We start from the raw sequence: 7,503 nt of genomic DNA, 5'->3' as shown, positions 1-7,503 counted from the left end.
CCGAGGGGGTGTCGGTGGCCTCACCGGCAGGGGACCGGGCCAGGGGATGCCCGGACGTCGGGGGTGGTTCCGCGGGAGCGGTGGAGCGGAACTCACGTCTCGGTGAGCAGTCCCAGCGAGCACAGCGAGCCGGCGAAGACCATGACGTCGTAACGGGTTGCCTCGACGTCGGTCTCCCACACGGCGGCCAGCGCGGCACCCGCGCGGTCGACGTCGCCGTTGTGCTGCTTGAGGGCGATCCACATGGTGGCGGCGACGGGCTCGCAGTCGACCCGGCGACCGGTGCCGCGGCAGAAGAGTTCGAGGTGGCCGCTGGGGAGCATCCGCTGGGTGACACCGGGAGCGGTCTGGATTGCCATCATCACTACCTCCGAGAGGTGGGGCGGTCTCCCCGATGTACCCAGTCTCGCGGACCCGACCCCGCCGGGACATGAGGCCGACCCCCGAACCCGGGGGTGAGGTTTCCCCACCCCCGGTCAGGCGGCGGCGTCGTGCCACTCGCGGAGGCGGGCCGCGACGGTGGCCAGGACCCGGTCGAGCTGGGCGTTGAGGTAGAAGTGGCCGCCGGGGAGCACGTCCACGACGTGGCCGCCGGTGGTGTGGGCGCCCCACGCCTCCGCCTCGCCGAGGTCGGTGACCGGGTCGTCGTCGCCCACCAGCACGTGGATCGGGCAGTCCAGCTCCCGCCCCGCCCGGTGCCGGTAGGTCTCGACCGCGGTGTAGTCCCCGCGGATGGCGGGCAGCACCATGCGCAGCAGCTCGTCGTCGCCCAGCACGGCGCTGTCGGTGCCGCTGAGCTCCCGGAGCGCGGCGATCAGGCCGTCGTCGTCGCGCCGGTGGACGTACTCGACGCGCTGCGCGGACGGCGCCCGGCACGCGGAGGCGAACAGCCCCAGGAGGGGGGTGCCCCGCGCCTCCAGCCGGCGCGCGACCTCGTAGCCGAGCGTCGCGCCCATGCTGTGGCCGAACAGCGCCACGGGCCGGTCGAACCACGGGCCGAGGTCGTCGGCGACCGCGTCGGCCATGGTGGCCAGGTCGTCGAGGCAGCGCTCACCCCGCCGGTCCTGGCGGCCCGGGTACTGCACGGCGACGACGTCGGCGTCCAACCCGGCCTCGGCGGCCATCCGGGAGAACGGGAAGTAGGCCGTGGCGGACCCGCCGGCGTGCGGCAGGCACACCAACCGCACGGCAGCGGCCTCGGCCGCGTGGAATCGCCGAATCCATCGGCTCGTTCTCTCGTTCACGGCAGTCACAGTTCACGGAGTCTTCGGCCACCTCCCCCAGGTGGGCAACCCCTATCGCGCGGCCGGACACGCCAGGTGACACCTGCTCAAGTTCACCTCATCGTGTGATTTTAGATTGCGGTTGGTTCTGCTTAGGGACGTGCTGCGACCGTCGGTGGCCAGAAGAAGACCCGCCTCGTTCGAGGAGTGAGCGATGGGCGTGAACTGGGGGCAGCAGAACCACCGGATCGATCCGCGGGAGGCGTCGGAGTTCCTGCGGGGTCTGCTGATCGGATGCGAGGGGGGCACGGGGGAGACCGTGCTGGTCGACGGAGCGCCGGCCAGCGGGAAGACGCGGTTGCAGGACCAGGTGGTGGCCAGGGCCGGCGAGCTGGGCATCCTCACGCTCACCGCGTCCGGGGCCGCCGACGAGCAGGACGTCGACGGCGGCGTGATCGACCAGCTCCTGGCGTGCCCCGGGGTGCCCCGGGCGCTGGCGGAGCAGTTCGGCGACTGGGACGACGAGCGGATCGCCGGTGTGTGCGGCGCGCTGCACCGGCTGGCGCGCGAACACCCGGTGCTGGTGGCCGTCGACGACCTCCAGCACGTGGACGCGACCTCGGTCCGGCTGCTGCTGCGATTACAGCGGCGGACCCGGTCCGCCGCCGTGCTGCTGGTGCTCAGCGGCTCCGGCTCCGGCGGCGGCCTGCCGTTCGCCGCCCAGCCGCACCGGCACGTGCAGCTGACGCCGCTGTCGGAGCGGGCCATCGCGGAGCTGGTGGGGGAGGGACCCGACTGGCTGCCCCGGCACGTCCACGAGCTGAGCGCCGGGAACCCGCTGCTGGCCGACGCGCTGGTCGACGCCCACCGCGCCGGCGCCGACACCGGTGCGGCGTACGCCGAGGCGGTGCGGCAGCTGCTGCACCGCTGCGGCTCGCCGCTGCGCGAGGTGGCGACGGCCATCGCGGTGCTGGACACCGACATGGGCCTGGACGCCCTGGCCGTCGTCGCCGGCGTGGACCCGGGCGACGCCGAGGCGTCCGCCTGCCGGCTGGCCGACGCCGGCCTGGTCGAGGGCGTCCGGTTCCGGCAGCCGTCGGCCGCCGCCGCGATCATCGACGGCCTCCGCGGACCGGCCAGGGCGCGGCTGCACTCGCGGGCCGCCGACGTCAAGCACGCGCTGGGGCTGGCGTCCCCCGACATCGCCCGCCACCTCGTGGCCGCGGGGGAGGCGGACGCCGAGTGGGCGCCGCGGACCCTGCTGGAGGCGGCGGAACAGGTCATGCTCGACGACGACGTCGAGTTCGCCACCCGGTGCCTGGAACTCGCCGCCTCGGCGCCGCCCACGGGGTGGGTGCGGCAGCGGATCTCCCAGCTGCTCGCCAAGATCACCTGGCGGGTGAACCCGACCGCCGCGGCGCCGCACCTGAGGACGCGGTGGGCGGCCGGCGACTCGCTGGACCGGTCCGACCGGGTCGCGCTCGCCCGGCAGGCGCTGTGGTTCGGGGACCGGGACACCTTCGAGCGCGCGTTCGCGGCGCTCGTCGACGACGAGCCGCTCGACCCGCGCACGGTGGCCGAGCTGAGCCTCGCCGGCCACTGGCACTACGGCGCGTCGGTGACCCTGCCGGACAGCGACGACCCCTGGCTGCACACGGTGAAAGCGCTCTCCGCCGTGTGGCGCGCGGAGGGGACCGAGCGGGCGTCGGCCGGCGCGGAACGCATCCTGCACAGCTGCCGGCTGTCGGACACCTCGCTCGAAGCGCTCTGCACGGCGATCCTCGCGCTGGCCCACGACGACAAGGCCGACCGCGCCGAGGGCTGGTGCGCCTCGCTCAGCGAGGAGGCCGAGCACCGCGGCGCGGTGACCTGGAAGGCGATGCTCGACGCGATCGCCGCGAGCCTGGTGCTGCGCCGGGGTGACGCCGCGGGCGCCGCCGAGCGGGCGGAGCGGGCGCTGGCCCTGCTGGACGGGCCGAACTGGGGCGTCGCGATCAGCCACCCGCTGGCGACGCTGCTGAGCGCGCACACCGAGGCCGGCGCGTTCAAGGCGGCCGCGGCGGTGCTGCGCAAGCCCCTGCCGGACGCGGCGCTGACGACCCTGGGCGGTGTCCGCTACCTGCGGGCGCGCGGCCGGTTCCACCTGGCGACCAACCGGGGGCTGGCCGCGGTCAGCGACTTCCAGCAGTGCCAGCGGACCCTGCGCGGGTGGGACCTGGAGGTGCCGGTGCTCGTGCCGTGGCGCACCGACCTCGCGGAGGCGAACCTGCGGCTGGGCAACCCGACCCTCGCCGTCGAGCTGGCCAACCAGCAGCTCGCCTACGCGGCGCCGTCCGACCACGGCTCGCGGGGCGCCGCCCTGCGGGTGCTGGCGCAGGCCGGCGACGCCGCGGAGCGCCAAGGCGTGCTGAACCGGGCGGCGGAGGAGTTCCGGGCCTCCGGCGACCGGCTGGAACTGGCCCGGACGACGCGGATGCTCAACCGGCTGGGCCAGGACGCGCAGCGGGCCAGGGGACCGGTCGCACCGGTCCGGGTGCGGCGGCAGCTCACGGGGGTCGCCGTGTCCCGGTCGGTGGGACCGCGCCCCGAGCGGGCCGGCAGCCGGGCGACGGCGGGCGTGCCGACGCCGGTCACCGTGCCGGTCGCGGTCGGTGCCCCGGCGGCGACGCCGGCCGTGCTCAGCGAGGCCGAGCTGCGGGTGGCCGAGCTGGCGGCGGCCGGCCGCACCAACCGGCAGATCTCGGAGACGCTGTACATCACGGTGAGCACGGTGGAGCAGCACCTGACCCGCGTCTACCGCAAGCTCGGCGTGCCCGGCCGGTCGGCCCTGGCCGGCGAGTTCACCGCGGCCGAGGGAGGTCGCTGACCGTGCCGGGACGCGGGAAGCGCCCGGGGGTCGTGGGTGTGGCGAGCCGGCCACACCCACGACCCCCGGGCGCTTCCCGGTCGGGGTCGTGCCGGTCAGCGGCGGCGGTCGGCGACCACGGCCTCGATGATGCCGTCGAGGGTGTGCACCGGCGCGAAGCCGATCTGCTCGCGGGCCCGGGAGCAGTCGGGGATGCGGCGCTGCATGTCCTCGTAGCCCTCGCCGTAGGCCTCCTCGTACGGGACCTTCGCGATGGTGCTGGTGGAACCCGTCGCGGCGATCACCCGCTCCGCGAGCTGCGAGATCGTCGTCTGCTCGTCGCTGCCCAGGTTGAACACCTTGCCGTGGGCCGACTCGTCGGACAGCAGCCGCACCAGTGCCGGCACGACGTCGTGCACGTGGCAGAAGCAGCGCGTCTGCTGCCCGTCGCCGAACACGGTGAGGGGTTCGCCCGCGAGCGCCTGGGTGACGAAGCGCGGGATCACCATGCCGTAGCGGCCGGTCTGGCGCGGGCCGACGGTGTTGAACGGCCGCACGATCACCGCGCGCAAACCGTGCTCCACCGCGTACAGGTGGGCCAGCGTCTCGTCCAGGGCCTTCGCCTCGGCGTAGGACCAGCGGGTCTTCAGCGGCGAGCCGATGATCCGGTCGGAGTCCTCGGTGAGCCCGTTCGCGGTGTTCTTGCCGTAGATCTCGCTGGTGGACGCCACCAGGATCGGCACGTCGTGCCGGAGCGCGGCCTCCAGCAGGACCTCCGTGCCGTGCAGGTTGGTCCGCAGGCTCTCCAGCGTCTTGTCCAGGATGGTGAACACGCCCACGGCCGCCGCGAGGTGGAACACCGCGTCGACGCCGGCCATGCACGCCTCGACCGCCTCCGGGTCGGTCACCGAGCCGCGCACGAAGCGGAAGCCGGTGTGCCCGGCCACGCCCGCGAGGTTGTCCAGGCTGCCGGTGCTGAGGTTGTCGAGCGCGACGACCTCGTGGTCCCGCTCCAGCAGGTGCTCGGTCAGGTGGGAGCCGATGAACCCGGCCCCGCCGGTGATCAGGTAGCGCATGGGGATTCCTCTCAGAGCGCGAACAGGGCCGGGTCGAAGCGATAGGTCGCGTCGACCACCACCGGGCACCGGGCGAGCCAGTGGTAGTCGTGCCCGGGTTGCACGGTGTGGATCAGGGCGATGTCCCAGTCGGCGCCGTCCGGTTCGACGACGCTGTCCAGCGAGCCGCCCGTCACGCGCACGTCGGGCGCCAGCGGGTCGTGGTAGCCCACCACCGCGCCCTTCGCGGCGAGCAGGTCGATGATGTCCAGGGCGGAGGACGACCGCACGTCCCGCACCCCCGGCTTGTAGGTCACGCCGACCACCAGGACGCGGGTGCCCACCACGCCCTTGCCGTTGCGGGACAGCGTGTCCGCCAGGCGGTCGACGACCTGCTTGGGCCGCTCCGCGATGGCGTGCATGGCCTGGGTCACGAGGGGCGCGTTGCTCCGCGTCGCCCGCAGCTGCCAGAGCAGGTAGTGCGGATCGCACGGGATGCAGTGGCCGCCGACGCCGGGGCCGGGGTGGAAGGCCATGAAGCCGTACGGCTTGCTGGCCGCCGCCTCGATCACCTCGATCGGGTCGATCGAGAACCCGTCGCTGATCTCCGCGAACTCGTTGGCCAGCGCGATGTTCACCGCGCGGAAGGTGTTCTCGTACAGCTTGGTCATCTCGGCCGCCTCCGGCGAGCTGACGCAGTGCACGGCCGGCGTCAGCACGTTGATCACGCGCTGCGCCATCGCGGTGCACGCCGGGGTCACGCCGCCGAGCACGCGCGGGGTCCCGGCCTGGGTGTGCGTGACGTTGCCCGGGTCGATGCGCTCGGGGCTGGACGCCACGAAGATGTCGCGGCCGACCTTGAACCCCTTGGCGGTCAACGGCGCCACCAGCAGCCGCTGGGACGTGCCGACGTAGCTGGTGGAGGTCAGGATCAGCGTCTGGCCGGGGCGGGCGTTGGCGACCAGGGCCGCGCACGCGGCCTCCAGCGGGCCGAGGTCCGGCATCAGGTACTCGTCGAGGCCGGTCGGCACGCACACGAGCACGGCGTCGGCCTCGGCCATCCGGCTGGAGTCGGTGGTGAGCCGGAAGTCCTGGTGCAGGGTCTTCTCCAGCTGCCGCTGGTCGGAGTCGATGAGGTCGACGTCGCCGGCGCGGATGGCGTCCAGCCTGTTCTGGGAGAGGTCTATGCCGATCACCTCGATCCCGCCCGCGTGCAGGCCGAGCGCGGTCGGGAGCCCGACGTAGCCCAGGCCGACGACGGCGACGGACTTCAGCTCGGTCGGCTCGGCCACGGTCTGGTATTCGACGACAGTACTGGTCATTGCTGGTCACCCGTCTCTGGCAGGCAGTGGGAATCGCGGGAGGAGCGGGGTGCGCGACCCCGCGGGCGTGGTCAGTGGTGGACGAACCGGACGATCTCGAACGCCTCGGCGAGCCCGACGGAGATCTGCGAACCCCGGTACTCGGCCAGGGCCCGGACGCCCCGCTCGCTGCGCGGGTTCGGCCAGGGCTCCAGCTCCTTGCCGTAGGCGCGCAGCGCCTCGACCTTGCGCTCCAGGTGCGTCTCGTCCAGGCACTGCCAGCAGTTGGGGCGGAACGTGATCGGCAGGCCGGACGCCTCCCCGACGTCCGTGGCCGAGCGCACCTCGAACGTGCGCAGCTCCCGCACGCTGCCCTTGCCGGGGCGGCCCGCCACCCGGGCCGCGCGGCTGACCAGCGCGTGGTCGGTGCTCAGGTCGCTCATGCCGGTGGTGAAGATCGTGTCCGGCTCGAAGTCGCGCACCTCGCGCTCCACGACCCGGTTGAGTTCGAGGTGGCCGACCGTGTCGAGCCGGTTGTCGCCGAACTCGTGGATGCGCAGCCGTTCGATCCCGAGCGTCTTCGCCGCGAGCTCGATCGCCGCCGTGCGGTTGATGACGCCGCTCCCGGTCTCCGACCGCGAGCCGTCGTCGTTGGTCAGGACGCAGAGGGACACGGTCACGCCCTCTTCGGCGAGCCGGGCGATCGTGCCGCCCGCGCCGAGGGTCTCGTCGTCCCCGTGGGCCCCCACGACCAGGAGCCTTCGCATCTGCCTGTGCATGCCGATCCCCAGCCTTCGTCCGATGGGCGAGCCCCGACGGCCTGCCGGGTCGATCCGGACAGGTCCCGTTCCGATCCGGCCACTGCCGGGGGAACCGGTGGGCGCGGTGCGGTGGAGAGGTGAAGAAGTCCTTCGAAGATGGGGAAAATCTGTCATCCGCCGACTGCGGCCGACAACCCCTAAAGCGGCTCTAAAGCAGACCTTCGGCGAATCTGAACCCCTTGTCCGGGGGACGGGCCGGAACCGTTCGGTGAAGTCCCGAGTGGACCGCCCGGCGCGCACCGCACCGCGCCGACGGGC

At 73.5% G+C, this 7,503-nt stretch carries 6 protein-coding genes; 1 reads left to right on the top strand and 5 read right to left on the bottom strand.

Translation table 11 applies throughout. The annotated features are described in order from the left end of the window. Nucleotides 1-92: 92 nt before the first annotated feature. Both J2S66_RS14875 and J2S66_RS14870 read right to left on the bottom strand, forming a co-directional pair. Nucleotides 93-359: a hypothetical protein gene (locus J2S66_RS14875; protein WP_310307632.1), complete on the bottom strand. Its 267-nt coding sequence runs from the start codon at nt 357-359 to the stop codon at nt 93-95. A gap of 117 nt (nt 360-476) precedes the next feature. Continuing rightward, nucleotides 477-1,244: a thioesterase II family protein gene (locus tag J2S66_RS14870; protein WP_310307631.1), complete on the bottom strand. Its 768-nt coding sequence runs from the start codon at nt 1,242-1,244 to the stop codon at nt 477-479. 193 nt (nt 1,245-1,437) lie between these two features. Between J2S66_RS14870 and J2S66_RS14865 the strand changes: the two genes are divergently transcribed. Continuing rightward, complete coding sequence (locus J2S66_RS14865; protein WP_310307630.1) at nt 1,438-4,089, top strand: helix-turn-helix transcriptional regulator; 2,652 nt, start codon at nt 1,438-1,440, stop codon at nt 4,087-4,089. A gap of 95 nt (nt 4,090-4,184) precedes the next feature. On the opposite strand, the gene J2S66_RS14860 is transcribed toward J2S66_RS14865, so the two are convergent. The 3 genes from J2S66_RS14860 to J2S66_RS14850 form a co-directional block, all read right to left on the bottom strand. After that, nucleotides 4,185-5,144: an NAD-dependent epimerase/dehydratase family protein gene (locus tag J2S66_RS14860; RefSeq protein WP_310307629.1), complete on the bottom strand. Its 960-nt coding sequence runs from the start codon at nt 5,142-5,144 to the stop codon at nt 4,185-4,187. An 11-nt stretch (nt 5,145-5,155) separates the two neighbouring features. Then, complete coding sequence (locus J2S66_RS14855; protein ID WP_310307628.1) at nt 5,156-6,445, bottom strand: nucleotide sugar dehydrogenase; 1,290 nt, start codon at nt 6,443-6,445, stop codon at nt 5,156-5,158. A 71-nt stretch (nt 6,446-6,516) separates the two neighbouring features. Continuing rightward, complete coding sequence (locus tag J2S66_RS14850; protein WP_306744655.1) at nt 6,517-7,191, bottom strand: PIG-L deacetylase family protein; 675 nt, start codon at nt 7,189-7,191, stop codon at nt 6,517-6,519. Between the last annotated feature and the right edge of the window lie 312 nt (nt 7,192-7,503).

Source organism: Saccharothrix longispora, from assembly GCF_031455225.1.
Classification (GTDB): domain Bacteria; phylum Actinomycetota; class Actinomycetes; order Mycobacteriales; family Pseudonocardiaceae; genus Actinosynnema; species Actinosynnema longispora.
Note: the sequence above shows the minus strand (reverse complement) of the source record. Positions and strands in the feature narration are given on the sequence as shown.

Coding starts and splice junctions, on each gene's coding strand:
- J2S66_RS14875 (WP_310307632.1), bottom strand. CDS start 359: ATGGCAATCCAGACCGCTCCCGGTGTCACCCAGCGGATGCTCCCCAGC.
- J2S66_RS14865 (WP_310307630.1), top strand. CDS start 1,438: ATGGGCGTGAACTGGGGGCAGCAGAACCACCGGATCGATCCGCGGGAG.
- J2S66_RS14860 (WP_310307629.1), bottom strand. CDS start 5,144: ATGCGCTACCTGATCACCGGCGGGGCCGGGTTCATCGGCTCCCACCTG.
- J2S66_RS14855 (WP_310307628.1), bottom strand. CDS start 6,445: ATGACCAGTACTGTCGTCGAATACCAGACCGTGGCCGAGCCGACCGAG.
- J2S66_RS14850 (WP_306744655.1), bottom strand. CDS start 7,191: ATGCGAAGGCTCCTGGTCGTGGGGGCCCACGGGGACGACGAGACCCTC.